The organism is Vibrio sp. 1167, assembly GCF_033340375.1.
GTDB classification, from domain to species: Bacteria; Pseudomonadota; Gammaproteobacteria; order Enterobacterales; family Vibrionaceae; genus Vibrio; species Vibrio alginolyticus.
In genome coordinates this window covers 1-1,677 of record NZ_JAWOWK010000043.1, presented here as the reverse complement: position 1 = coordinate 1,677, position 1,677 = coordinate 1, and the positions used below count along the sequence as shown (strand labels likewise).

At 48.8% G+C, this 1,677-nt stretch carries 2 protein-coding genes; both read left to right on the top strand.

Annotated features, from left to right (window positions below):
• Positions 1-232, top strand: a 232-nt coding sequence (locus R7Z78_RS24185) for a universal stress protein UspB (protein ID WP_169643882.1), incomplete at its 5' end; no start/stop codon positions are given.
• Between the two features lie 157 nt (positions 233-389).
• Positions 390-1,583, top strand: coding sequence for an NAD(P)/FAD-dependent oxidoreductase (locus tag R7Z78_RS24180; RefSeq protein ID WP_169643881.1), 1,194 nt, complete (start codon positions 390-392; stop codon positions 1,581-1,583).
• Positions 1,584-1,677 lie beyond the last annotated feature (94 nt).

The window sequence follows — 1,677 nt, the reverse complement described above, 5'->3', positions numbered from 1 at the left end:
CATCATGCGTGAAGCGCACCCATTGTTGTATCAACAAGTGGATGGCAATGGTTTCTTCACCACTCACGGTAACGTCACCAAACAGGTGCGTTTGTTCCACTACATTAAAAGTAAAGAGTATCACCATCACCATGATGAGATATTCACAGGTAAGTGTGAACGGGTGCGTGAGTTGTTTGTGCTATCAACCGCGTTGCTTGGTGTTACCCTACTGGCGGCCTTCATCTTGTAGGTCTTTCCAGCTAAGCCGTACTAGGCGATGCTTGGAATTTAAGCGCTTTTCCCTTTCGACATTTGTCGGTAGAATGGCGCTCTTAGAAAGCAAGGATGTGCAATAAGCACATCCTTTTTTATTGTTTTGGATTTTGGATAGAGCCTAAGAGCGACCGATGAGTAAGAAATTTGATGTTGTTGTAATTGGCGCGGGAGCCGCGGGTTTGATGTGTGCTGCAGAAGCAGGCAAGCGCGGACGCAGTGTGCTTGTGCTGGATCATGCCAAAAAGCCAGGACGTAAAATCCTTATCTCTGGTGGTGGCCGCTGCAACTTCACTAACTACGACGTATCAGCCAGCAACTACCTATGCCAAAACCCACACTGCGTGAAAGCGGCGCTATCGCAATACACCAACTGGGATTTCATCTCCATGGTCAGCAAACACGGCATCGAGTTTGAAGAGCGCGATCACGGCCAATTGTTTTGTGTCGATGCTTTTACCGCCAAAGACATCGTGAAGATGCTGCTGGCCGAGTGTGACATGCCAAACATTCAACAGCGTTACCAATGCGATGTGCACACCATTGAGAAAACCGAAGAAGGCTTTCGTCTGCACGCGGGTACTGAGCCTGTTGAGTGCGAATCTTTGGTGATTGCGACCGGTGGCCTTTCCATGCCAAAACTGGGCGCGACGCCGTTTGGTTACAAAGTGGCTGAGCAGTTTGGTCTGCCGGTAATCCCAACCACGGCGGGACTTGTGCCATTTACGCTGCACAAAGAAGACAAAGAAGATTTTGCTGAACTGTCTGGCATTGCTGTGCCTGCGGAAATTACCGCCGAAGATGGCACCATGTTCAAAGAAGCGCTGTTGTTTACTCACCGCGGCTTATCGGGCCCTTCGGTTTTGCAAATTTCCTCTTTCTGGAAAGCGGGTCAGAAAGTTTCTATCAACTTAGTTCCTAACGAAGACATCGCTCTGCTGCTCGAGCGCAGCCTTGAGAAACATCCAAATCAATCGCTAAAGAACACCCTAGCAAAAGTGCTGCCAAAGCGTTTAGTGGAAGTACTGATTGAGCGCAAAGAGCTGATGGATAAACCTCTCAAGCAGTTCAACCCGAAAGAGCTTGCTAGCGTGGTGGAGCGTTTAGAAAACTGGTCAATCGCACCTAATGGCACCGAAGGCTACCGCACGGCGGAAGTGACACTAGGCGGCGTGGATACCGATCACCTGTCTTCTAAAACCATGGAATGTAAAAACATCAAAGGCTTGTACTTCATCGGAGAAGTGATGGACGTTACCGGTTGGTTAGGTGGCTATAACTTCCAATGGTGCTGGTCGAGTGGCTTTGTGGCAGGTCAGTGGGTGTAATCCAGCGCTGCACGCAAAGATAGAAAGAGACGATGAAAAAGAGCACTGAGTTCAATTCAGTGCTCTTTTGCTATTTGCAGTGTGTTTTTACTCG

Excerpts from the sequence above, each read along its gene's own strand:
- R7Z78_RS24180 (WP_169643881.1), top strand. The coding sequence starts at position 390 with ATGAGTAAGAAATTTGATGTTGTTGTAATTGGCGCGGGAGCCGCGGGT.